Source organism: Rhodoplanes sp. Z2-YC6860, assembly GCF_001579845.1.
In the GTDB taxonomy this organism is placed as follows: Bacteria; Pseudomonadota; Alphaproteobacteria; order Rhizobiales; family Xanthobacteraceae; genus Z2-YC6860.
On sequence record NZ_CP007440.1, the window covers coordinates 7427865 to 7450732 of the forward strand.

Below are 22868 nucleotides of genomic sequence, written 5' to 3' on the forward strand. Positions count from 1 at the left end.
TGCCAATGCTATTTCCCGGCCAACGCCTTCTTCACGAAGCTGTCGTTGGTGGTCTTTTTCAGATCGATGGTCGCACCGGCCACCGCCGGATCGAACACCTTGAGCACCGCATAGGCGGTGTCGACCGCGCCGGGCTCGAAATGGCCGTCCGGCGAATACATCGGCTTCGAGACTTCGAGAGCCTTGATGTAGATCGACAGATTGCCCAGTGCGTATTCCTCCGGCATCAGCTTGGCGATGTCCTCGGCCGAATGGCTCGCGATCCATTTCAGGCCGCGCACGAAGGCATCGACCACCTTCTGCACGGCCTGCGGATTCTTCTCGATATAGGCAGGAGCTGCGTAAATCACACCGCCCGGATAGGGCCCGCCATAGACCGCCTTGGTGCCCTCGGCGGTCCGGGTGTCGGCCACGATCTTCACCAACTTCTCGCTTTCCATCAGCGTCATCATCGGGTCGGAGCTGACGATGGCGTCGATCTCGGCGCGCCGCGCCGCCGCGACCGCCGTCGAGGTCGTGCCGGTGCCGACAAACGACGCGTCGTCGGGCTTGAGCCCGTTGCGCACCATCATATAGGCGGCCATGAAATGCGTGCTCGAGCCCGGCGAGGTCACGCCGATCTTCATGCCTTTGAGATCGGCCGGGCCTTTGTAGCGGTCGGCCTTGCCGGCCATCATTGCCAGCACGAAGCCCGGATAGCGGCCGTATTGCACAAGAGCGACCACCGGCTGGCCCTTGGCCTGCATCTGGATGGTGTGATCGAAGGTGCCGATGCCGATCTCGGCACTGCCGCCGATGATCGCTTGCAAGGTGCGGCCGCCGCTTGCCACGTCGGCGATCTCGACGTCGAGGCCAGCGTCCTTGAAGTAGCCGAGCCGCTCGGTGACCGACAGCGGCAGATAGAACACCGCCGACTTGCCGCCGACTGCGAACCTCACCTTTTCCTGGGCGAGCGCCGGCCCAGCCTGCATGCAGGCCAGCGCCAACACCATCCCGATCAATTTCTTCATTGTTGTTCCTCCCGGCTGCGTTGTTGTCCCATTCACGCAGGCCCGTTAGTTTGCATCATCACGCGTTCGAAGTCGCGGCAGGCTTTTGCATGGGCCTCTACACGAGCATCGTCCGGCCGCTGGCATTCCGCCTGGAGGCGGAGCGTGCTCATCATCTCGCCATCAAGCTGGGCGGCAGCGTGGCCTGGGCCGCGCCGGCTTTGCGACCGCTGCTCGATGCCTCCGACATGCGCCTCGAAACCCGGGTGGCAGGCCTGCGCTTTCCCAATCCGATCGGGCTCGCGGCGGGCTACGACAAAAGCGGCGAGTCGGTCGCGACCTTGGCGGCGCTGGGCTTCGGCAGCGTCGAGGTCGGCTCGGTGTCGATCGATCCCTCTGACGGCAATCCGAAGCCACGCCTGTGGCGGCTTCCAGAGGACAAGGCCCTGCTGGTGCATTACGGCATGCAGAACGACGGTGCGCAGGTGGTTGCCGAGCGCGTCAGGAATCTCAAGCTTCCGGTTCCGCTCGGCGTCAACATCGCGGTAACCAATCGCGGCAAAGGCGCGCCGCATCTCAACCCCGACCAGATCATCGCCGAATATGTCGAGGCCGCGCGGGTGCTCGCGCCGCACGCCGACTACCTGATGCTCAACCTGAGCTGTCCCAACACGGCCGACGGCCGCGATTTCTTCATCGACGGCGCCAACATGCGAAACTGCATCGCGGCGCTCGCGACGCTTGGTCTCAAGCTGCCGGTGTTCATGAAGACCTCGTCGGCGGGCGGCGTCGCGGCGGTCGAGCGCGTGCTCGCCGCAGCTGACGGTCATGACTTCATCGCAGGGTTCCTGTTCAACCAGATCCCCGGCAAGCCGGAAAAGCTCAACACGCCAGAGGCGCAGTGGCGCTCGCTGCCGGGAACAGTCGCAGGTCCGCCGATCGTCTATCAGGCGCCGATGGCGGCGACGGCCGAGTGCTATCGCCGGATGGATCGCAAGCGCTACGTGCTGATCTCGGCAGGCGCCGTGACCACGGCTGAGGACGCTTACGCCAAGATCAGGAACGGCGCGTCGCTGGTGCAGCTTTTTACCGCGATGGTCTACGAGGGCCCGCTGCTGGCGCGGCGGATCGTGCGCGGACTGTCGCAGTTGCTGGAGCGCGACGGCTTCAAATCGGTGAGAGAGGCGGTCGGCGCGGACGTGCGCTAACTCTGCCCGCGGTCATTCCGGGGCGCGCCGAAGGCCCGAACCCGGAATCCAGACGCACGATTTGTGTATGCATCTGGATTCCGGGTTCGCTCGCTTCGCGAGCGCCCCGGAATGACAGTGCCAAATCGCTAAAGCCTTGCGACGACGACCAGCCCCGGCACTGGCTCGCCGCGCTCGGTGCGGGTCGAGGCTTCGGAAAGCTGCAACAATTGCAAGCCCGCGGCGGCAATCGCGGCGCGCACATGGTCGGCGCCGTGGGCGTAGCGCAGCGATTCCTGCATCTGGACGCCGGACCGCTCGTGCGTTTCGACCGAGAATGCGAACAAACCGCCCGGCGCCAGCACCTTGGCGACACCCGTCGCAATCGGCGCGATGTCGCTGCAATAGACGAAGACGTCGGCGGCGATTGAGAGATGGTTCTGTGCACCGGATTCGCTGGCGAGAAACTCCAGCAGATCGGACACTTCGAGCCGGTCATAGAGATTCTTGGCGCGGGCCTGCTCGACCATGCCCGGCGAAATGTCGACCCCTGCAAGCCAATCGCAGTGCGGCCGGAAGGCCGCGCCGCTCAATCCCGTCCCGCAACCGAGATCGAGCACCGCGCCGAGCCGCGAGCTCGAATGTGCCCGCACCGCCTCAAACAGCAATTGCGGCCCGCGATAGTCCAGCCGCTCGACCAGCGCCTGATCGAATTCGGGTGCATGTTGATCAAAAAGCCGCCGCACATAGACCCCGGTCATCGCGGGCGTCGCCTCACCGACGCCGAGCCGCGCGAGGTGCAGCCGCGCGCCGTGATAATCCTCGCGGTCGGCGTCACGCGCCGCCGCAAAGGCCGCAACCGCGCCGTCACGGTCGCCGAGCCGCTCGCGGATCGTCGCCAGCGCAAACCATGCGGTGGCAAAGCCCGGCGCGGTCTCGACGACCTGGGCCAGGATATCGGCCGCGGCCTCGGCATCGCCGCGCATCAGATAATCCAGCGCCCAATGGTAGCGCCGGTCGATCACTGGGTTTCCCGAAGAAACGAAAAGCGGCTGTGCGGCCATGATGGAAAGGTTCGCCGGTCTGTTCTTTGCGCCGATATGGCATATCTCAGCCCCATGCGTCCCGAACAACTGCTGACGCCGACGCCGTCGGGCGTGTGCTGCCAGACCGGCGGCTTCCACATCGACCCGACGCGGCCCGTCGACAAGGCCGTGATCACCCACGGCCATTCCGACCATGCGCGGCCCGGCCACGGCGCGGTGCTGGCGACGCAAGAGACGCTCGACCTGATGCGGCTGCGTTACGGCGACAATTTCGCGGGCTCGACGCAGGTGGCCACGCCCGGCGAGACGATCCGGCTCGGGGGCGCCACGGTGACATTTCACCCCGCTGGTCACGTGCTCGGCTCCGCCCAGGTCGCGGTCGAGTGCGGGGGCTGCCGCATCGTCGCCTCGGGCGACTACAAGGACGTGCCCGATCCGACGTGCGCGCCGTTCGAACTGGTGTCGTGCGACGTGTTCATCACCGAGGCCACTTTTGGATTGCCGGTGTTCCGCCACGGCAACCCGGACGGCGAGATCGCCCGCCTCCTCCATTCGGTCGCGGTATTTCCGGAGCGCGCCCATCTCGTCGGCGCCTATTCGCTCGGCAAGGCGCAGCGGGTGATCGCGCTCATCCGCGCGGCCGGCTACGACAAGCCGATTTACCTGCATGGCGCGCTGGAGAAGATCACGCACTATTACCAGAGCCGCGGCATCGACCTCGGAGAGCTTCGTCCGGTGCGCGGCACCGCCAAGGCGGAGCTTGCCGGCGCCATTGCGCTCTGCCCGCCTTCGTCACTGCAAGACGTCTGGACGCGGCGCTTTCCCGATCCGGTGCCGTGCTTCGCCTCCGGCTGGATGCGGGTGCGGGCGCGCGCCAGACAGCGCGGCGTCGAACTGCCGCTGGTGATCTCGGACCACGCCGACTGGGACGGCCTCACCGCGACAATCGCGGCGACCGGCGCCTCTGAAATCTGGGTGACGCACGGCCAGGAGGACGCGCTGGTGCATTGGAGCAGGTCGCGCGGACTGAAAGCGCGGCCGCTCGCCATTGTCGGTTACGGCGACGAAGACGACGAAAATGATGACAATGGGAGCGCTGCCGAAAGCAGGGAGAACAAATGAGCGCTACCCTGATTTTAGCGGTATACGGAGCAATACTTTCGACTGTTCTCGGATTCATCACTGTATTCAATTTTTTGAAAGAAAGACGAATTCTCTCAGTCGAAGCACATCCTTCGTTTGAAACAGAACTCGCGCACTACGATTTTGTTATCGCGAACATCTCGTCGCGACCTCTAACGATCATCGATTGTGCAATCATGAACCTTGCAAAAACAGACGAAGGAGGCCTTCAATCAGATTGGGGGATAGAGCCTTATGTCCTGAAATCCCTATTTGGAAATGACAAAACTAAGAAACTTATACTTCCTCGCACACTCCATCCCGGCGAAATTCTGATTGTCGGCACAAACAGCGATCAAATCATTGAACAGTTTTCCTTTTACGCCAGCACAAAAATTGCCGCTAAGACATGGACTCCGACGGAAGCGATGCAATTGGAAATCAGTCACTCTATGAGCAAGAAATTGCACAAGACTGTTTTCAAGCTGGAAGAAAATGAACTGAGCCGGCTAACAACCTCGAACTAAAATGAATCGCTTCGCCGAGCTTCTCGACCGCCTGGCCTACGAGCCGTCTCGCAACAACAAGCTGCGGCTGATCGCGGACTATCTGCGCTCGACGCCCGATCCCGAGCGTGGCTTTGCGCTCGCGGGGCTGACCGGTGCATTGTCGTTCCAGCACGCCAAGGCGGGCATGATCCGCGCGCTGATCGCCGAGCGCACCGATCCGGTGCTGTTCGAAATTTCTTACGACTATGTCGGCGATCTTTCCGAAACGGTGGCGCTGATGTGGCCTGCCGACCCGTCGCAGAAACCCAACTCCACGCCGTCGCTATCAGAGGTGATCGAAACACTCGCCACGCTCGGCAAGACCCAATTGCCGAAGCAGCTCGCGCGCTGGCTCGACGGTCTCGACGAGACCGGCCGCTGGGCGCTGCTCAAGCTGGTGACCGGAGCATTGCGCATCGGCGTCTCCGCCAGGCTTGCGAAAACTGCCGCAGCCTCGCTCGGCGACAAGGAGCCGAACGAAGTCGAAATCCTGTGGCCCGGCTTGTCGCCACCCTACACCGCGTTATTCGCCTGGCTCGAGGGCCGCGCCGACAAGCCCCAGACCCGCGACCTTGCGCCGTTCCGCCCAGCAATGCTGGCTCATGCCATCGAGGAAACCGATTTCGCCGCCCTGAACCCGACGGACTTCACCGCCGAATGGAAATGGGACGGCATCCGCGTGCAGGCAGCCGCGGCCGGCTCCGGCGAAGGCCATATCGCGCGGCTTTATTCGCGCACCGGCGAGGACATCTCGAAAAGCTTTCCCGATCTCGCCGAGGCGCTGCGGCTGCCCGGCTCGATCGACGGCGAGCTGCTGATCTTGCGCGACGGCCGCGTGCAGTCGTTCAACGTGTTGCAGCAGCGGCTCAACCGCAAGGCCGTGACGCCGAAGCTGCTGCAGGAATTTCCGGCGCATCTGCGCGCCTATGATCTGCTCGTCGACGGCGACGAGGACCTGCGCGACAAGCCCTTTGCCGAACGGCGGATGCGTCTGGAAACATTCGTCACAAGGCTCAACGACCCGCGCATCGATCTGTCGCCGATGGTGCCGTTCAATACCTGGGACGAACTGACCGCCGCACGCGCCGACCCGGCGAAATCCGGCGCCGGCCAGGACGCCGGGGCCGTCGAAGGCGTCATGCTCAAACGCCGCGACTCGATCTACGTGCCCGGCCGGCCGAAAGGCCCGTGGTGGAAATGGAAGCGCGATCCGTTCACGGTCGACGCCGTGCTGATGTATGCCCAGCGCGGGCACGGCAAGCGCTCGTCCTACTACTCCGATTATACCTTCGGGGTCTGGAAGGCCGGCGAAGGCGGCGACGAACTGGTCCCCGTCGGCAAGGCCTATTTCGGCTTCACCGACGAGGAGTTGCAGAAGATCGACCGCTTCGTGCGCAACAACACCGTCGAGCGCTTCGGCCCGGTGCGTGAGATCGCGCATGAACCCGATAAGGGCCTGGTGTTCGAGGTCGCCTTCGAGGGCCTGCAGCGCTCGACCCGGCACAAATCCGGCCTTGCCATGCGGTTTCCCCGTATCAGCCGGCTGCGCTGGGACAAGCCGCCGCGCGAAGCTGACCGGATCGACGTGCTGGAGTCGATTCTCAGCAAAATAGAAAGCGGGCGTGGCCCCGCCCGCGCGGCGTCATGATAGATTGGATTTGGTTCGGGGAGATTCGAATGGCCGAAAACGTCAACCGCTTCCTTGGTGGCTCGCCGCTGGCGGTCTTTGCCAAGCTGGTGCTGCTTTCGATTGTGATCGGCGTGGTGCTGTCGGCACTCGGCCTCGATCCGCGGGATATCCTCCAGAGCCTGCGACGGTTCATCCAGAACATCTGGGACATGGGGTTCGACGCGATTCGCTGGCTCTGGCAGTATTTCCTGCTCGGCGCCGTGATCGTCATTCCGATCTGGCTCCTGATGCGCATCTTCAACGCGCCAAGAGGACGCTAGGCGGCCGCTGAGCGGCGCAAGCGCATCCACTTCTCGCCATGGCCGGTTTCGAGGTCACGCACGCGCGGGTGTTCGCCATCGCGGGTCCCGCGATGCTGGCGAACCTCACGACACCGCTGCTTGGCATCGTCGGCACCGCGGTGATCGGCCGGCTCAGCGAGGCAAGCCTTCTGGGCGCGGTCGCCATGTCGGCGCTGGTGTTCGACTGCATCTTCTGGGTGTTCGGCTTCCTGCGCATGGGCACGGTGGCGCTGACCGCGCAGGCCCTGGGCGCCGGCGACACCACCGAGCAGCGCGCCGTGCTGGCGCGGGCGCTGCTGATCGCGGCTGTGATCGGCGTGGCGCTGATCGCGCTGCAGGCGCCGCTCGCCACTATGATCTACCGCCTGATGGGAGGCAGCGCCGCGGTGACCGAAGCCGCACAGTCATACTTCGCCATTCGCATCTGGTCGGCGCCGTTCGCGCTCGCAAGCTACGCGGTGCTCGGCTGGCTCGTCGGGCTTGCGCGCACCGGCCTGGCGCTTGCGCTTCAGATCATCGTCAACGTGATCAACATGGCGGCCACCGCCTGGCTGGTGCTCGAGGCTGGATGGGGCGTCAATGGCGCGGCGCTCGGCTCAGTGATCGCCGAGGTGACGGGATTCATTGCGAGCCTTGCGGTCGCGTTCGTGCTGCTGCGCGGCCGGATCGGTGTTGGCTGGGCGCAGGTGCTCCACCGCGCCAAGCTCGTGCGTATGCTCGCGGTCAACCGCGACATCATGATCCGCACCATGGCGCTGATCGCAGCCTTTGCATTCTTCACGGCGCAGGGCGCGCGGGCCGGCGACACCGTTCTTGCGGCAAACGCCGTGCTGCACAACTTCATCATGATCGGCAGCTTCTTCCTCGACGGCTTCGCTACGGCGGCCCAACAGCTTTGCGGCCAGGCCACCGGCGCGCACGACCGATCGGCCTTCAGCCGCGCGGTGCGGCTGATCCTCGCCTGGGGCACAGGTTTCGGCGTCGCGACCACATTGCTGTTTCTCGCGGCCGGCGATCCGCTGATCGACACCATGACGTCGAGCCCCGACGTGCGCGAGGCGGCGCGGCACTTCATGCTGTTCGCCGCCTTCGCACCGGTCGCCGGCGTGCTGGCCTATGCCTATGACGGCATCTATATCGGCGCGACCTGGGCGCGCGACATGCGCAACCTCATGATCGCGGCGCTCTCGGTTTACTTTGCGGCGTGGTGGGCGCTCGGCGCGCTCGGCAATGCCGGCCTATGGTGGGCGCTGCTGATTTTCCTGCTGGCGCGCGGCCTGCTGCAAGCCGCGCGCTACCCGGCGCTGATGCGCATGACCTTCAAGGCCTGATCAGGCCGGCCATTTTTCCGCGGTCATCGTCGCGGCATCCACGCCCGCAAAATCGGCAAGCTTCATGCCCGGGTTCTTGTCGAGCGTCGCCGAGAGCGATGCCTTGATGTCCTTGACCAGATCGATGCCGCGGAACACCAGCGCGCTGTAAAGCTGCAACAAGTCCGCGCCGGCGCGGATCTTGCCCAGCGCGGTTTCGCCCGAATCGATTCCGCCGGCGCCAATCAGCGGGAACGCGCCTTCGACGCGGACATAAGTCTCCGCGAGCATACGCGTGGCCAGCGGATAAAGCGGCTTGCCGGAGAGCCCACCGGCCTCCTTCGCGGTTTCGCGATCGCGCAGTCCCGGCGGCCGGCTGACCGTGGTGTTGCCGACGATCATGCCGTCCATCCGGCGCGCGCGCGCCACGCCGACGATCTCGTCGAGATCGGACAGCGACAGATCGGGCGCAATCTTGAGCAGCACCGGCGTCGGGCCGGCATTGCGCGCCACGCGGTCGCGGGTTTCGACGATGCGGGCGAGCAGGCTGTCCAGCGCCGAGGCGCGCTGCAGTTCGCGAAGACCCGGCGTATTGGGCGACGAGATGTTGACCGTAACGTAGCTCGCGATCGGGGCGACCTGCTCGATCAGCCGGACATAGTCGGTGGCCCGATCGGCCGAGTCCTTGTTGGCCCCGACATTGATGCCGACGAGGCCGCCCTGCCTGGCGCGCGCGGCCAGCCGCGGCAGCACCACGTCGGCGCCGGCGCTGTTGAAGCCGAACCGGTTGATGACCGCCTCGTCGGGTTCCAGGCGGAACAGCCGCGGACGCGGATTGCCGGGCTGCGGCAGCGGCGTGACGGTGCCGATCTCGACAAAGCCGAAACCGAGCCGCAACAGCGCGTCCGGCGCGTCGGCGTGCTTGTCGAAGCCGGGCGCGAGCCCGACCGGATTGGGGAAATTGAGGCCGAAGGCGCGCACCGCAAGCCGCGGATCGTCCGGCGCAGCCTGCGGCAACGGCGCAAACTTCAGTGCCTTGATGACGAGGGAATGAGCGTCTTCGGGTTGAAAGGCCCGCAATAGCGGCCGGGCCAGCCGGTCAAAAAAACCAATCACGAGTGCCCCGAACTGAAGGTGGCGCGGACCCTATCGGCCGTCATCGCGTTGTTCAAGAGTAGCCATAGACATGCCTTAGTTGAGGCTATAATTCCTAATTCTGGACCATAGTCTCGCGGTGGAGACCCGGTATGGCAAGCGCCCCGCTGACCCACAACCAGATCTGGGCCGGGCTCGACCGGCTCGCCGCCCGTGCCAAGCTGTCACCGTCCGGGCTCGCCAAAAAATCCGGGCTGGACCCGACGACCTTCAACAAGTCGAAACGGGTGACCCCCGACGGCCGGGCGCGCTGGCCGTCCACGGAATCGGTCGCCAAAGCGCTGGGCGCCACGGGCGTCAGCTTCGACCTCTTCGTATCGCTGATTTCGGACGCGGACAGCGCCGCCAAGTCGATGCCGCTGCTCGGTCTCACCCAGGCCAACTCGGGAGGCTTTTTCGACGATACCGGCTTCCCGACCGGCAAAGGCTGGGACGAGATCGGCTTCCCGGCCATGTCCGACGAGCACGCCTATGCGCTGGAAATTTCCGGCGACTCCATGACGCCCATTTTCCGCGACGGCGACATCATCATCGTCTCTCCGGCCGCGCCGGTGCGCCGCGGCGATCGCATCGTGCTCAAGACACGCAAGGGCGAAGTGATGGTGAAGGAGCTCAAGCGCCAGAGCGCCAAGCAGGTGGAGCTCAAGTCGCTGAACCCGGACCATCCGGAGCGCACGGTGGCCACCAGCGATGTGGCCTGGATGGCGCGCGTGGTCTGGTCGAGCCAGTAGGACTCACGCGCTGTGCGACAGCGCGCCGTGCCAGATCAGCAGACCGCCGCGCACCAGATAGACGATAGCGAGCGTGTAGATGATCACGCGGGTCCACTGCCGGAAGCCGTGGTCGGTCATGCGCTCGAGCACGAAGGGCGCCAGAATCGCGCCCGCGAGCGCCAGCACAATCCCCGGCCCCCAATAGGTGAATTTCAGATCGCCGAGTCCCGAGAGCGATCCGAAATAAGCCGCGCGCAGCACGTGGCTGAAGGTCTGGGTGATCGCCTTGGTGGCGTTGGTGGTCTTACGGTCGAGCTTGCTCCGGTTGAAGAAGATGTCGAGGAACAGCCCGCCGACGCCGGCCATGAACTGAAACACGGTGGTGAAAATGCCGGTCAGGAACGGAATGCCGCGCCATTCGATGTTCGGCCGCATCGACTCCGGGAGGATGGCGACCGAGAACGGCATCAGGCCGAGAAGAACGTAGACCATCGCCTTGTCTGGCACGTAAGCAATGTAGCGCAGCACCGCAAAAGCCAGCACCGCGCCGCCGACATAACCGTAGAAGATCGGCCAGAGCACGAAACGGCGCCAATGCAGCGCGCGCCAGCCGTTGGCGGCAAGCTGGACGATCGAGAACAGCAGCATCGCGGTGGTGACGTCGAAATAGACCAGCAGCACGCCAAGCAGCACCATCCCGCCGGCCATGCCGAACACGCCGGAGATGAAGGAGGACAGGATGATGGTTGCGCCGATGATGGCGAGCGAGGCGGGAGTCATCAGCACGGGACGATAGCAGCAAGCCGAACAGACGTCCCGGGCAAACCACGGTATCGACAACGCATTCACGCGCGTCTTCTACGCGCGTGGCGCAGCGCTGTTTTACGTTCGCTTATCCGGAACGCTACGCCGACCGCGCCAGCGCGCCGTCGATCATGTCGATGGTGTTCTTCAGGCCGTAGACTGCGACGAACGAGCCGAAGCGCGGGCCCTTCTCCTGGCCGAGCAGCACCTGATAGAGCATGTTGAACCAGTCGAGCGAGACGCCGGGCTTGCCGTCCTTGGCCTTCTTCTTCTCGTCGAGGAACGGCGGGCGGCGGCCGACGTCGTAGAGCACGTCCTGGACCTCTTCGGCGGTCGCCGTGGCCGGCAGGTTCGACAGCGCGTCGCGCAGATCGAGCAGCGCCTTGCGCTCCTCCTGACTCGGCTCGCGGAATTTCTTTTCCGGCAGCACGAAGTCGCGGAAGTAGTTGATGGCGTAGTGCACCGCTTCGTTGAGCTTCGGATGGGTCTGAGGCGTCACGCCCGGCCGGTAGCGTCGGATGAAACCCCACAGCGTGTCGGCGTTTTCGGCATTCGACGAAGACACGAGCGTCAGCAGCATCGAGAACGAGATCGGAGCGTCGACCTTCGGTGGCTTGCCGGAATGGATGTGCCACACCGGATTGGAGAGCCGGTGCTTGGCTTCCTGCTTCTCGTAGCCGTCGAGGAACTGCTGATAGTCGTCGACGTTGCGCGGGATGACGTCGAAGTACAGCCGCTTCGCAGCCTTCGGCTCGCGATACATGAACAGCGACAGGCTCTCGGGGCTCGCGTAACGCAGCCACTCATCGATGGTGAGGCCGTTGCCCTTCGACTTGGAGATCTTCTGGCCCTTCTCGTCGAGGAAGAGCTCGTAGTTGAAGCCTTCGGGCGGCGTGCCGCCGAGCGCCCGGCAGATCTCGCCGGAGAGCTTCACCGAGTCGATCAGGTCCTTACCGGCCATTTCGTAGTCGATGCCGAGCGCCACCCAGCGCATCGCCCAGTCCGGCTTCCATTGCAGCTTGCAGCGGCCGCCGGTGACCGGAACGGTGAAGCGCTCGTTCGTCCCCGGCTCTTCATAGGTGATCGTGCCACGCTTGGCGTCATGCGCCAGCACCGGCACCTGAAGCACCACGCCGGTGCGGGGATCGATCGGGAGAAACGGCGAATAGGTTTGCGCCCGCTCCTCGCGCAGCGACGGCAGCATGATGTTCATCACGGCGTCGAAGTTCTCAAGGAGCTTCAACAGCGACGCGTCGAAGCGGCCGGACTTGTAGCACTGCGTCGAGGAGTAGAACTCGTACTCGAAGCCGAAGGTGTCGAGGAAGGCGCGGAGCCGCGCGTTGTTGTGCTCGCCGAACGACGGATGCGTGCCGAACGGATCGCGCACCTTCGTCAGCGGCTTGCCGAGATCCTCCGCGAGCATTTCCTTGTTCGGCACGTTGTCGGGAACCTTGCGGAGCCCGTCCATGTCGTCCGAAAACGCGATCAGCCGGGTCTTGATCTTGTCGTCGGTCAGCACCCGGAAGGCGTGACGGACCATGGTGGTGCGCGCCACCTCGCCGAAGGTGCCGATATGGGGCAGGCCCGAGGGGCCATAGCCGGTCTCGAAGATCACTTCATCCTTGGGCTGCTTTTTCAGGCGCGCGACGATCTTGCGCGCCTCCTCGAACGGCCAGGCGTTGGATTGCTCGGCCACTTCGCGCAGCGAGGGGGCGGTTTCAGTCAAGGACATCATGGGCTCCGGAACGGTCCCCTACTTAAGAGCCGGTTCCGGTCAGGTCAATTCTGCCAAGCCTGTCTGCCAAGCCAGCCGCACAGGACCCGTGGCGCATCAGCGCTGGGGTTCGGACGGCGGCGCCGGCGCGGGCGACGGAACGGCGGACGGCCCCGCGGCGGACGGCGACATCATGGCCTTCAGCTTATGGCCGAAAATACCGAGTGTGATGGCCCGGGCCATATATTGGGCGAGACAGATGTAGCCGGCTTCGCTGCGTTCGAACTCGTCGGGCACGAGCCCGCCGCCCCCACTCTCGGCCCGATCCAGGAACTGCTGCGCCTCGTAACGGCGCACGATCATAACATTCTCCTTGGCCGCTATCTTGCGAAGGAGATCGCGCACCGCGCGGTAATTGTCGTCCCACACCATTTGGCCGACATATTGCAACCCGACCAGCACCACATCGACCTTGTGCTCCTTCAGCCAGGCGAGCGTGTCCTCGACCGTGTTCTCGAACTCGTCGAGCGGCACATAGGCCAGCGCGTCGTTGGTTCCAACCTGCCACAGCACCAGGTCGGGCCCGGTCAGCGCCACCTCGTTCTTGATGCGAACGGCGGCCTGCGCCGACAGCTCGCCGGACACGCCGCGGTTGATCATCACCACGTCGAGGCCCTGGACCGACTGCCTCAGGAGTTGCCGCATGGTCTCGCCATGGCCGCCGTTGACGCGGCGGCTCATGATCGGCGAGGCGCCGATTGCGAGAATCTTGATCTGCTTGCGGTTCTGCAGGGCGGCAGCGACGTGGGGCAGCGCCGACTCCTCGACGATCGCGGTGCCGCCGATCTGGCAATCCCTCGAGTAAGGCGCCGGTGCAGGCTGCGACAGAGCGGGCGCAGGCGCGGCTTCCGCCGCAGCGCGGTCCTGGACCGCGATTGCAGCGGCCACCGTCAGGAAGCTCAGGACGAGAGCACGGAGCGTGCGCTCGAACGGGCTTTGATGCTTTCGCGCCATTCCGGAAGCCATGCCGTGAGTGCCATCAGCAAGATACCGCAGAAGATCACCGCGGTGTCACTGTAAAAATTGCCGCGGTGCAGGAAGCGTACGATTTGTCCCGCAAGACTGAGCACCGAGCCAACGCAGAACACATAAAGCGAGTTGCGGCCGAGCATCGACAGGAATCTGACCAGGCCTGGCGCATACCGCGCGATGGTGGGGTAAGTCACTGAGAACAGCGCGATCAATGCCAGGAATTGAATGACCCGCGGCGGCGATTCGTAGGATTTGCTCAGGATGAAGAACAGCTTCGGGTTCGGTAGCGCGGTCGGGTCCGGCCACCAGAACGCCACCGTCACATATGCGCCGAACACCACGATGGGCACTGCAACAATCCGCAGAACGAAGATGTTGCGCCGCGCAAAACTGCCGATGTCGCTGTCCTTGCGAGCGATGACGAAGCCCAGCACGAAAATGAGCTGCCATGCGAACGGATTGAAGAACCATTCGCCTTCCACCGGCCAGGTCGGGATGGTGATGCTGAAGCCAAGCGCGATGCAGTAGATCCCAAGCGACACCGGCAGCAGCAGCGGCGTGGCATAACGATCGATCAGCACGAAGAATGGCGCGATCATCATCAGCACCACATAGAGCGGCAGGATGTTGAAATAGCCGAGCTGGTGGGTGAGCAGCGCGAGGCCCACATGCGTGGCGATCGGGTCCTGAAACACCGCCGCGGCGTTCAGCCATTCGAGCAGCAGCGGGTTGTCGGTCCACAGCGCGGTGCCGGCCAGCATCGCGATCGCCATCATGGTGATCAGGATTTGGGCTGCGTAGAGCGTAAAAGCACGGCCTTCGAGACGCAGCATCAGATACCAGGCCGACTGCTGGCGCTCGGGCGGGCCGACCACATAGCGCAATGCCCAGCCGGCGAGGAACACGAACAGGTCGGCCGAATCCGAGATCGAGTAATCGGCGTGGGTGAACCGCGTGTAGTAGGTGCCGGGGATATGATTGATGAAGATGAAAACCAGCGCGAGGCCGCGCCAGAAATCGACCGGGTTGGGCGGGCGCTTGTTGCGCTGATCGGTGCCGCGGTCTTTCGCCACAACGGAACGGGCCGGTCCCGACATCGGATGATCATGTGACCGCGTCGCGCGGTCGCTCCCTGTCCAGCGCGTTCGTCAGAACGGGCTGATCGGAAAATAACGCAGCCACAAATCGCTGAAGCGGCCTCGCTCCCAGAGCCGAAACAGCGCCCAGTTCAACGCCTGACGCAAAGTGTCGTTGCCACGCTTCACCGCAATGCCGATGCCCTCGCCGAAATACCGGCTCTCGACGAACGGTCCGCCGCGGAACGCACAGCAATTCTGCGAGTCGGTGCCGTTCAGCCAGAACGCCAGCGCGATGCCATCGCCGAACATGAGATCGACATCGCCGCGACGCAGCGCATCGCGTGCCGCTTCCGCGGTCGGATAGCTGCGGAGATCAGCTTCGGTGAACAGGCTCTTGAGGAAGGCCTCGTGCGCGGTACCGGCAACCACGGCGATCTCTTTGCCTTCGAGCCGCTCCGGCCGCACGTCGTTGATGTTGGAGTCGCGCCGCGTCACGAAGCGCGCCGGCGTCCGGTAGTAAGGATCGGAGAAGTCGGCGAGGCGGCGCATGTCCGGCGTGACCGCGATAGAAGCCATGGCGGCGTCGCCACGGTTCTCCGCGAGCGAAGTGAGCAGCGTATCGAAGCGCCGCATCTGCACCGTGCACTGGACTTTGAGTTCTTCGCAGATCAGTCGCGCCAGGTCGACGTTGAAGCCGATCGGATTGCCGTCCGGCCCCGCATAATTGAACGGCGGGTAATCGACCTCGGTCATAAAGCGGATCACGGTGATGCGCGACATGTCCGGCCGCTCCGGCCGCCGCTTGGGATCCCAGAAGCCCGGGATCGCGACCTGGCCGCCAATGGCGGGGGCCGCTTGCGGTTGCGGCGATGGTGCGGGCGCGGGCGCAGCAGGCTCGGTCTGCGCCAGGGCCGGCCCGGTGGCCATCAGCAACGCCGTCACTGCGAGGCAACGGGCCGCGAACCTCAAGCTTGCCGCGGGACGTTTCATCGTTGCGATCGAACGTTGCATGAAAGGACCTGGACACAAGGTCTTCGGCGCGTCTGCGCCAAGCTTATAGACGAATTGGTGAAAAGGATCAGGTGATTTCGTGCGTCACGTGTAAGGTATGGCCCCCACCAAATTGTGGCGCAATCAGAGATAGCGCTTCAAATCCTCGGCAGCCTCGTTCGGCCGGCGCTTCATGTTGAACGGCATGACGAAGCGGCCGTCCTTGCCCATCAAGTAGACAAGGGCGGTGTGGTCCATGGTGTAGCCGCCGCCGTCGAGCGGCACCTTCTTGGCATAGACCCGATAGGCCTTGATGGCCGCAGCGATGGACGCGTCGTCGCCGGTGGCGCCGGTGATCCGCGGATCAAAGCTCGACAGATAGTCCTTCATCACCGTCGGCGTATCGCGCTCGGGGTCGACGGTGATGAACAGCGCCCTCACCTGTTTGTCGGACCCGAGCGCGCGGAACACCTCAGACACGTCGAACAGCGTGGTCGGGCAGACATCCGGGCAATGGGTGAAGCCGAAGAACACCAGGAACGGATGGCCCGCCATGTCCTTGTCGGTGATCGGCTTGTTGTCCTGATCGACCAGCGCAAACGGCCCGCCGACCGCCGATGGCATCGCAACCGGCGCCGGGCTTTTGCCCGTGACGAGGAACACGACCGTGGAAAAGAACACCAGGCCCGCAACGAAAGCGCTGAGCACGAGAAGGATGCGGGTGGTTCGCGGATGCATGGCCAAATTGGGCTCGTTCATTTGCTAACCGAAGCAGGCCGCGAAGCCCGCCCGGATGGTTTCGAAGAACACGGCGGTGCCGTAATGCGCCCAGAGCGCGGCGGTGCCGGCCACGATGGCGCCGAGCACGGCGGCCATGAGCAGCACGGTCGCGCGGCCCGGGAATTCCGCGTGTGCCGTGACGTCTTGAGCCGTTTCGGCTGCTGGATTGTCTGGCATGGCCGTTCCCGGTCGAGTGGACCCGCCTGTCATGTTCGCCCATCACATAGGACCGAACGCAGGCCGCAGCAACAGTCACAAGGCCGTGATCCCGCGTTCGGCAAAGGTGGCCAGCGCACCGCGGGCGGCTGCGACCCCGGTCGCAAATGCGGCTTGCAGCAGATAACCGCCGGTTGGCGCCTCCCAGTCCAGCATCTCGCCGGCCACGAAGGTGCCGGGCCTGCCGCGCAGCATGAAATGCTCGTCGATCTCGCCGAGCGCGATGCCGCCGGCGGTGGAGATGGCGCGTTCGATGGATGCGGTTCCGGTGAGCCGCACCGGCACCGCGTTGATCAGAGCCGCGAGCGCTGCGGGATCGAGCGTGGCAAGTTTCAGCGAGGCTGAGGCGGCGGCTTCCTGGAGGAGGCCGATCGCGGGCGGCGAAAGCCCGGCGGCCTTGCGCAGGAATGTCGAAAGCGATTGCTTGCCGCGCGGCGCGGCGAGCCGCTCCATCAGCTCGGCCACCGTGAGATCAGGCCGCAGCGCGACGTGCAGCACGGCGTCGCCCGTTGAAGCGATACTCTCGCGCAGCGGCGACGACAGCGCATAAATCGCACCGCCTTCGAGGCCGCTTCGCGTGATCATCGCTTCACCGCGGACGGTCTGCGGACCGAACGACAGCGCAATGCGCTTGAGCGGCTGGCCTTCGAAACGATCACGGAAGATGCCGGACCAATTGACCGTGAAGCCTGAGTTCGCCGGCCGGAGCGGAGTCACAGCAACACCGGACGATGTCAGCGCATCGACCCAGCCACCGTCCGACCCAAGCCGCGGCCAGCTTGCGCCGCCGAGCCCCAGGATGGTCGCATCGGGTTTCACACCGGCACGGCCGTCCGGCGTTTCGAACAGCAGGGCACCGTTCTCATCCCAGCCAAACCAACGATGGCGAAACCTGAACTCGACGCCCGCACCCGCGAGCCGGCGCAGCCACGCCCGCAGCAGCGGCGAGGCTTTCAGCACCTTGGGAAACACCCGGCCGCTGGTGCCGACGAAGGTTTCCTGGCCGAGCCGTTCGCACCAGGCGCGAACCGCATCCGGCGGAAAGGCTTCGATCGCAGCGCGAAGTCTTGGCGCGGCGTCGCCATAGCGCTTGAGAAAGTCCGGCAGACTCTCGCTGTGAGTCAGGTTGAGCCCGCCCCGCCCGGCCATCAGGAACTTGCGGCCGGCCGAAGGCATGCGGTCGTAAACCGTCACGCGCGCGCCGCGCTCCGCCAGCACCTCGGCGGCCATGAGCCCCGCGGGCCCGGCACCGATCACGGCCACTTCGGAATCGGGCTTCACCTCAGGCATATCGACGCGACTCTTCCCTGCTTCACCAGCATGACGCCAGAGCGCCTGCGACGGGGCAAGTCATCGCCGGCTGGAAAGGGAAGGAAAGACTATTGCAAGTCGGGGACTGTCAAATTCATTCAAGCTTCAAGTTCATCGATTTGACGATCGGCCACCACTTGTCGACTTCCGCCGCTTGGTATCTGGCAAGCGCGGCCGCGGTCTGCTGATCGCGCGGCGGCACCTCCTGGCCCAAGTCGGCAAGCCGGCTCTGGACAGACTCGTGGCCCAAAGCATCGGCCACAGCCCTGTTCAATGTCGAAACAATCTCCCGTGGCGTGCCTTTCGGCGCCCACATGCCAGACCACACTGAAATATAGAATCCCGGCAAGCCGGCCTCATCGACGGTTGGAATATCGGGCGCGGAGGGCAACCGCGCCTTGGCGGTCACCGCGAGGGCCTTGATCGAACCGGCACGAACGTTCGGCAACGAATTCGGAGGCTGATCGAACATGAGATCGACGTGGCCTCCGACGAGATCCTGCATGGCTGGAGCCGCACCGCGGTACTGCGCAAACTGGAACGTGGTGCCGCTGGCCTGTTGGAAATACGCGCCACTGACGTGCGCCGGGCTGCCGATGCCGGCCGATCCCTGCGTCGCCTTGCCGGGATTTGCCTTCAGCCACGCGATCAATTCCTTCAAATCGCGCGCCAGCAGGTCTTTTCTGGCGACAATCAATTGAGGATTGCTTGCCAGCAGCGCGATTGGCTCGAAATCCTTCACGATGTCGTAGTCGAGCTTGTAGACGGCTCCGTTGAGCACATGGGTGCCCAGGAATCCGACGCAAAGCGTATAGCCATCAGGGACTGCATGAGCCACGCGGCCCGCGCCGATTGTCCCGGCGGCGCCGGTGATATTCTCGACAATGATCGGCTGAGCCAGATGTGCGCTCATTTTTTCCGACACGACGCGGGCGATGATGTCGGTGGGACCGCCTGCGGGAAATGGCACGATCACGGTGATCGGCCTCGTTGGGTAAGCCGCAGCCGAGGCGGCCGCGACTGTGCGGACTGAAACCAGAGTGGACGAGAGTCCGGCCAAAAGCTTTCTGCGTGTCAGCACGGTGTTGCGCCTCCACCAAAAATGAACGGATTAAAAAAGCCAATAAAAGTCAGTTCGGACAGCCTACAGAGTCTTCTCCGGGCCCGGTAATGCTATGGTCTAATAAGGTCATATCGGAATTGATATGAGGTTTGTCATGGACGAAGCCGGTCGCATCGAGCGCCGTATCGGCCTGCATAATTTGCGTATTTTAAAGACCGTCATCGAGGCAGGCAGTATGGGCAAAGCCGCGAGCCTGCTGGCGACATCGCAGCCGGCAATCTCCAGGGCGATTGCGGAGCTGGAGCAGGCATTCGGTGTCCGGCTGCTCGATCGCAACGCGAAGGGGATTGAAGCGACGGACTACGGTCGCGCGCTTTTCAAACGAGGAACTGCGGTATTCGACGAGCTCCGGCAGGGCATCCGGGACATTCAGGCAATGTCCGATCCGACGACCGGCGAGCTGACAATCGGCGCTTCGATCGCCATCGCCGAGGGCTTTATTTGCAGCATCATCACCCGACTCCTGCAGCGCCACCCCCGACTGCGGTTCCAGGTGCACGCCACGGACACAGGGACCGCCTACCAGGACCTACTGACGCGCAAGGTCGATCTCGCCGTCGTGCATCTCGTTCATCCGCCGAGCCAGGAGCTCATGAACGTCGAGGTGCTGCTGCAAGACCCGCATGTCGTCATTGCGGGGGCCCAGAATCCTCTCGCGCGGCGACAACGGATCACCCTGGCGCAGTTGGTGGATGAGCCGTGGGTGTTCCCGATTTCGGATCAGCCGTATGGCAGTGTGGTCAGCCATGCGTTTCGCACCCAAGGTTTGACGGTGCCCCCGGCCATTGTCGGTTCGACCTTGCCGCTGCGCACGTCCATGCTCATGACCGGCCCTTATCTGTCGATGGTGCCGCGCATCGTGGCGCAGTTTCCACCGAAGGATCGATGGCTCAAGGTCTTGCCGGTCAACCTCCCTGGCACGGAACGGCCCTTGGCGCTCCTGACTCTCAAAAATCGGACACTCAATCCATTCGCCGATCTGTTTGCCGACAATGTGCGCGGAGCGGCGAAACTTCTTTCCAAGTAAACGTCCGCGACTACTGCGGCCTTTGCATTTCGTCATACCGATCGCTCGGCGGCGAGTCCGAAACGCCCTCTGGCTGCTCATGGCGGCGCATGACGGAGACAAGCCCGAGCGACGCCGCAATCGACAGGACCGCACCGGCGCCCCATGGCAGGACGGCCGCAAAAGCGAACAGCCACGTCCCGATCGCAGGCCCCGCAGCGTCCCTGATATCGCCCACCACGCCGAACGCGGCTTGGTAAGTCGCCTGCGCGGTGCGCGGCGCGAGCTCGGTCACGATGCTCTGCACCAGCGGCCCTGTCAGCATACCGGCCAGGGCCAGCAACGTGACCGCGGCTACGAGCGACGGCAGCGCGGGCGAGAGAAACAGGCAGGCAAAGGCAGCGGCCTGGACCACACCGGCCCACAGCACGATGCGCGATCCCCTCATGCGTTCGGTCGCGTGCGTGATCGGCATTTGCAGCACGACGCCGATCGCACCCGCGTAAGCAAACAGCAAACCGATGCCGGACGCCGTGAGCGTGCCGCCGGTCTCGGCATAGAGCGGCACGATGGCTCCGATCCAGCTCGCGGCAAGTTCAATGAGCGCGACCGGCACCATCAGGGCCGCGAGACGGCGATCGCGAAACGCGGCGGTCAGCACCAGCAGCGAATCGTCGTCATCGTCCTCGCCGGGCGCGGCACCGGGCGGCCGCGTCTCGGTGAGGCAAACCGCAATGACAAGTGCGGCGAGCAAAAGCGTGATGCCCGCGCCAAGGAACACCAGACCCAGCGAGTGCAGCGCGAGCAGCGCGCCGAGCGCCGGCCCGGCCATGCTGCCGGCGTTCGACATCACCCGGCGCGCCGCGAAATGCCGGCGCCGCGCCTCGGCTGGGACGACGTCCGCAATGACCGTCGAAGCGGTCGGGTGCAGCACGCTCTCGAACACGCCGATGATGATCAGCGCCACAGCGGCCGCAAAGGCGCCGTGCACCACGTACAGCAGCACGAAACCGCTGCCGACCCCGATGGTCGAGATCAGCAGCACCGGCCGGCGGCCGAGACGATCCGCGATGCCGCCGACGAACGGCGTCGCCACGAGCTCGCCGCCGGCGTAGCAGCCGAGCAGCAAGCCGATGAATTCGATCGGGATGCCCGCAACATTGTGCGCCCACAGTGCGAAGAACGGCATGAGAATGCCGTCCGCGACCGATGCGGCAAAGAACAGACCCATGCCGACCTGGGCGGGACGGGGCGCGCGCCAGAATGTCGTGATGGCCGATGCGAAGCTTTTGAAGAACTCTGTCACGTCTTGCTCCCAACGTCGCGAGCCGCCGCAAGAGGCGGCAGGCTGGCGCGTTGGTTGACGTGAACGCTTACGGCGGGAAGTCGCGGCGTCTCTTTAGCGCAAGGCGTGGCGCTTTCGCAAGCGCTTCACTGCGGATACGGCACACCCAGGTTCTGCCGCAGCATCGCGCCCTCGTATTCGGTGCGAAACAGACCGCGCCGCTGCAATTCGGGGACCACGAGATCGACGAACTCGTTGAGCCCACCGGGTACATGTGGCGGCAGGAGATTGAAACCGTCAGCGGCCTTCTCGACGAACCATTGCTCCAGCTGGTCGGCGACGGTCTTCGGCGTGCCGATCAGCGTCCAGTGATCCTTCGCGGCGCCGGAGCGCGTCGCGACCTGCCGCAAGGTGAGATTGTCGCGCTTGGCAAGCCGCACGTAATTCAGCGGCGTGCTCACACGCGCCGAGTTGCTCCCGATGTCCGGCATCGGCTCATCGAGGGCATAGCCTGACAGGTCCACGCCGCCGAGCATGCGGCTCAACCGCGACACGGACACTTCGATCGGAATGAGCGTATTGAGATGCTCGAACTTCTCTTCGGCCTCCTGCTGCGAACGGCCGACATACATGGCGACGCCGGGCATGACCTTCAGATCGTCGGGATGGCGGCCGTATTGCTGCATCCGGCCCTTCACGTCCGCGTAGAAAGCCTTCGCATCTTCAATGGCCGACTGCGCGGTGAACACGACGTCGGCGACCCGCGCCGAGAGCTTGCGCGCCGGCTCCGACGTGCCGGCCTGCACGATCACCGGATGGCCCTGCGGCGGCCGCGACACGCTGAGCGGTCCCTTCACCGAGAAAAACCTGCCCTTGTGGCCGAGCACGTGGAGCTTTTCCGGGTCGAGATAGCGGCCGGTGGTCTTGTCGCGCGGAAACGCGGCCGCGTCGAAGCTGCCCCACAACCCGCGGACCACGTCGACGAATTCTTCCGCGCGCTCGTAGCGGTCGCCGTGCGCAGCATGCTCGCCGACACTGAAGTTCTGCGCGTCCTCGTAGGAGCCGCCGGTCACGAGATTCCAGCCGGCGCGGCCGCCGGTGAGATGATCAAGCGAGGCGAGCACGCGGGCGACGAAATACGGCTCGTTGTATGCCGTGGCAGACGTGGCGACGAGGCCGATGTGCTTCGTCACGCTGGACAAAGCGGCCAACAGCGTGAACGGTTCGAACTTGTCGATGGTGGGCTGATAGCTGAGGCTATCCAGATCCTTGGTGCCCGGCACGCCGATCACGTCGGCGACGAACAACATGTCGAGCTTGCCGCGCTCCAGGATTTTCGCGAACTCGATCCAGCGCTGCACGTTGGAGCCTGCGTCGACATAGGCATCGGGATGCCGCCACCCGGCGATGTGATAGTTGGAGTCCGCCATCAGGAAGACCGCGAACTTCATTTTGGCTTTCGACGTCATCGGCATTCACAATTCCCG

The 22868-nt window shown here is 64.4% G+C and carries 22 protein-coding genes; 8 read left to right on the forward strand and 14 right to left on the reverse strand.

Translation table 11 applies throughout. The annotated features are described in order from the left end of the window. Positions 1–8 precede the first annotated feature (8 nt). Positions 9–1010, reverse strand: coding sequence for an ABC transporter substrate-binding protein (locus RHPLAN_RS34525; protein ID WP_068028461.1), 1002 nt, complete (start codon positions 1008–1010; stop codon positions 9–11). An 89-nt stretch (positions 1011–1099) separates the two neighbouring features. On the opposite strand from RHPLAN_RS34525, the gene RHPLAN_RS34530 reads away from it, so the two are divergent. Continuing rightward, a complete protein-coding gene (locus tag RHPLAN_RS34530) occupies positions 1100–2197 on the forward strand; it encodes a quinone-dependent dihydroorotate dehydrogenase (protein WP_068032296.1) in 1098 nt (365 codons plus the stop codon). Between the two features lie 128 nt (positions 2198–2325). Here the strand turns inward: RHPLAN_RS34530 and RHPLAN_RS34535 are convergent, their stop codons facing one another. Next, on the reverse strand, positions 2326–3201 hold the full coding sequence (locus tag RHPLAN_RS34535) for a class I SAM-dependent DNA methyltransferase (RefSeq protein ID WP_442971795.1): 876 nt from the start codon (positions 3199–3201) through the stop codon (positions 2326–2328). A gap of 93 nt (positions 3202–3294) precedes the next feature. On the opposite strand from RHPLAN_RS34535, the gene RHPLAN_RS34540 reads away from it, so the two are divergent. From RHPLAN_RS34540 to RHPLAN_RS34560, 5 genes are read left to right on the forward strand one after another with little or no spacing between them, the layout of a single operon-like run. Next, positions 3295–4344: a ligase-associated DNA damage response exonuclease gene (locus RHPLAN_RS34540; protein WP_068032298.1), complete on the forward strand. Its 1050-nt coding sequence runs from the start codon at positions 3295–3297 to the stop codon at positions 4342–4344. Next, positions 4341–4871 carry a hypothetical protein gene (locus RHPLAN_RS34545; RefSeq protein WP_068028467.1) on the forward strand — a complete coding sequence of 177 codons (531 nt, stop codon included), beginning with the start codon at positions 4341–4343 and terminating at the stop codon, positions 4869–4871. The genes RHPLAN_RS34540 and RHPLAN_RS34545 overlap by 4 nt, the downstream gene beginning before the upstream one ends. Before the next feature lies 1 nt (position 4872). Then, on the forward strand, positions 4873–6540 hold the full coding sequence (locus tag RHPLAN_RS34550) for a cisplatin damage response ATP-dependent DNA ligase (RefSeq protein WP_068028470.1): 1668 nt from the start codon (positions 4873–4875) through the stop codon (positions 6538–6540). A gap of 29 nt (positions 6541–6569) precedes the next feature. After that, positions 6570–6842: a DUF6460 domain-containing protein gene (locus tag RHPLAN_RS34555; protein ID WP_335341041.1), complete on the forward strand. Its 273-nt coding sequence runs from the start codon at positions 6570–6572 to the stop codon at positions 6840–6842. Between the two features lie 38 nt (positions 6843–6880). Then, positions 6881–8194 (forward strand): MATE family efflux transporter, encoded by a 1314-nt coding sequence (locus RHPLAN_RS34560; protein WP_068028476.1) that lies wholly within the window; start codon positions 6881–6883, stop codon positions 8192–8194. Here the strand turns inward: RHPLAN_RS34560 and RHPLAN_RS34565 are convergent, their stop codons facing one another. Continuing rightward, positions 8195–9289 carry a quinone-dependent dihydroorotate dehydrogenase gene (locus RHPLAN_RS34565; RefSeq protein WP_068028478.1) on the reverse strand — a complete coding sequence of 365 codons (1095 nt, stop codon included), beginning with the start codon at positions 9287–9289 and terminating at the stop codon, positions 8195–8197. Positions 9290–9420: 131 nt separating this feature from the next. Here RHPLAN_RS34565 and RHPLAN_RS34570 point away from each other — a divergent pair, with 131 nt between their 5' ends. After that, positions 9421–10059 carry a S24 family peptidase gene (locus RHPLAN_RS34570; protein ID WP_068028480.1) on the forward strand — a complete coding sequence of 213 codons (639 nt, stop codon included), beginning with the start codon at positions 9421–9423 and terminating at the stop codon, positions 10057–10059. Between the two features lie 3 nt (positions 10060–10062). On the opposite strand, the gene RHPLAN_RS34575 is transcribed toward RHPLAN_RS34570, so the two are convergent. From RHPLAN_RS34575 to RHPLAN_RS34615, 9 genes are all read right to left on the reverse strand, one after another. Next, on the reverse strand, positions 10063–10890 hold the full coding sequence (locus RHPLAN_RS34575) for a TSUP family transporter (protein ID WP_157100675.1): 828 nt from the start codon (positions 10888–10890) through the stop codon (positions 10063–10065). A 55-nt stretch (positions 10891–10945) separates the two neighbouring features. Next, positions 10946–12577 (reverse strand): lysine--tRNA ligase, encoded by a 1632-nt coding sequence (locus RHPLAN_RS34580; protein ID WP_068032300.1) that lies wholly within the window; start codon positions 12575–12577, stop codon positions 10946–10948. Positions 12578–12676: 99 nt separating this feature from the next. Beyond that, positions 12677–13573: an SGNH/GDSL hydrolase family protein gene (locus tag RHPLAN_RS34585; RefSeq protein ID WP_068028484.1), complete on the reverse strand. Its 897-nt coding sequence runs from the start codon at positions 13571–13573 to the stop codon at positions 12677–12679. After that, positions 13519–14688 (reverse strand): OpgC family protein, encoded by a 1170-nt coding sequence (locus tag RHPLAN_RS34590; protein WP_068028486.1) that lies wholly within the window; start codon positions 14686–14688, stop codon positions 13519–13521. The genes RHPLAN_RS34585 and RHPLAN_RS34590 overlap by 55 nt, the downstream gene beginning before the upstream one ends. Positions 14689–14739: 51 nt before the next feature. After that, positions 14740–15660 (reverse strand): transporter substrate-binding domain-containing protein, encoded by a 921-nt coding sequence (locus RHPLAN_RS34595; RefSeq protein WP_068032302.1) that lies wholly within the window; start codon positions 15658–15660, stop codon positions 14740–14742. Positions 15661–15804: 144 nt separating this feature from the next. Continuing rightward, positions 15805–16419: an SCO family protein gene (locus RHPLAN_RS34600; protein WP_237179975.1), complete on the reverse strand. Its 615-nt coding sequence runs from the start codon at positions 16417–16419 to the stop codon at positions 15805–15807. Between the two features lie 3 nt (positions 16420–16422). Beyond that, entirely contained in the window at positions 16423–16617 is a 195-nt protein-coding gene (locus tag RHPLAN_RS34605) for a hypothetical protein (RefSeq protein WP_068028487.1), read from the reverse strand. Between the two features lie 75 nt (positions 16618–16692). Continuing rightward, positions 16693–17946: a BaiN/RdsA family NAD(P)/FAD-dependent oxidoreductase gene (locus RHPLAN_RS34610; protein ID WP_068028489.1), complete on the reverse strand. Its 1254-nt coding sequence runs from the start codon at positions 17944–17946 to the stop codon at positions 16693–16695. Positions 17947–18061: 115 nt separating this feature from the next. Then, positions 18062–19048 (reverse strand): tripartite tricarboxylate transporter substrate-binding protein, encoded by a 987-nt coding sequence (locus RHPLAN_RS34615; protein ID WP_237179976.1) that lies wholly within the window; start codon positions 19046–19048, stop codon positions 18062–18064. Between the two features lie 136 nt (positions 19049–19184). Between RHPLAN_RS34615 and RHPLAN_RS34620 the strand changes: the two genes are divergently transcribed. Next, positions 19185–20117 (forward strand): LysR family transcriptional regulator, encoded by a 933-nt coding sequence (locus RHPLAN_RS34620; protein ID WP_068028494.1) that lies wholly within the window; start codon positions 19185–19187, stop codon positions 20115–20117. A gap of 10 nt (positions 20118–20127) precedes the next feature. Here the strand turns inward: RHPLAN_RS34620 and RHPLAN_RS34625 are convergent, their stop codons facing one another. Further along, complete coding sequence (locus RHPLAN_RS34625) at positions 20128–21402, reverse strand: MFS transporter (RefSeq protein WP_068028497.1); 1275 nt, start codon at positions 21400–21402, stop codon at positions 20128–20130. 125 nt (positions 21403–21527) lie between these two features. Continuing rightward, positions 21528–22856 (reverse strand): LLM class flavin-dependent oxidoreductase, encoded by a 1329-nt coding sequence (locus RHPLAN_RS34630; RefSeq protein WP_335341042.1) that lies wholly within the window; start codon positions 22854–22856, stop codon positions 21528–21530. Positions 22857–22868: the final 12 nt, after the last annotated feature.

Excerpts from the sequence above, each read along its gene's own strand:
- RHPLAN_RS34580 (WP_068032300.1), bottom strand. The coding sequence starts at position 12,577 with ATGTCCTTGACTGAAACCGCCCCCTCGCTGCGCGAAGTGGCCGAGCAA.
- RHPLAN_RS34590 (WP_068028486.1), bottom strand. The coding sequence starts at position 14,688 with ATGTCGGGACCGGCCCGTTCCGTTGTGGCGAAAGACCGCGGCACCGAT.
- RHPLAN_RS34605 (WP_068028487.1), bottom strand. The coding sequence starts at position 16,617 with ATGCCAGACAATCCAGCAGCCGAAACGGCTCAAGACGTCACGGCACAC.
- RHPLAN_RS34525 (WP_068028461.1), bottom strand. The coding sequence starts at position 1,010 with ATGAAGAAATTGATCGGGATGGTGTTGGCGCTGGCCTGCATGCAGGCT.
- RHPLAN_RS34530 (WP_068032296.1), top strand. The coding sequence starts at position 1,100 with ATGGGCCTCTACACGAGCATCGTCCGGCCGCTGGCATTCCGCCTGGAG.
- RHPLAN_RS34550 (WP_068028470.1), top strand. The coding sequence starts at position 4,873 with ATGAATCGCTTCGCCGAGCTTCTCGACCGCCTGGCCTACGAGCCGTCT.
- RHPLAN_RS34630 (WP_335341042.1), bottom strand. The coding sequence starts at position 22,856 with ATGCCGATGACGTCGAAAGCCAAAATGAAGTTCGCGGTCTTCCTGATG.
- RHPLAN_RS34585 (WP_068028484.1), bottom strand. The coding sequence starts at position 13,573 with ATGGCGCGAAAGCATCAAAGCCCGTTCGAGCGCACGCTCCGTGCTCTC.
- RHPLAN_RS34570 (WP_068028480.1), top strand. The coding sequence starts at position 9,421 with ATGGCAAGCGCCCCGCTGACCCACAACCAGATCTGGGCCGGGCTCGAC.
- RHPLAN_RS34610 (WP_068028489.1), bottom strand. The coding sequence starts at position 17,946 with ATGCCTGAGGTGAAGCCCGATTCCGAAGTGGCCGTGATCGGTGCCGGG.
- RHPLAN_RS34540 (WP_068032298.1), top strand. The coding sequence starts at position 3,295 with ATGCGTCCCGAACAACTGCTGACGCCGACGCCGTCGGGCGTGTGCTGC.
- RHPLAN_RS34620 (WP_068028494.1), top strand. The coding sequence starts at position 19,185 with ATGGACGAAGCCGGTCGCATCGAGCGCCGTATCGGCCTGCATAATTTG.
- RHPLAN_RS34600 (WP_237179975.1), bottom strand. The coding sequence starts at position 16,419 with ATGAACGAGCCCAATTTGGCCATGCATCCGCGAACCACCCGCATCCTT.
- RHPLAN_RS34595 (WP_068032302.1), bottom strand. The coding sequence starts at position 15,660 with ATGAAACGTCCCGCGGCAAGCTTGAGGTTCGCGGCCCGTTGCCTCGCA.
- RHPLAN_RS34560 (WP_068028476.1), top strand. The coding sequence starts at position 6,881 with ATGGCCGGTTTCGAGGTCACGCACGCGCGGGTGTTCGCCATCGCGGGT.
- RHPLAN_RS34545 (WP_068028467.1), top strand. The coding sequence starts at position 4,341 with ATGAGCGCTACCCTGATTTTAGCGGTATACGGAGCAATACTTTCGACT.
- RHPLAN_RS34555 (WP_335341041.1), top strand. The coding sequence starts at position 6,570 with ATGGCCGAAAACGTCAACCGCTTCCTTGGTGGCTCGCCGCTGGCGGTC.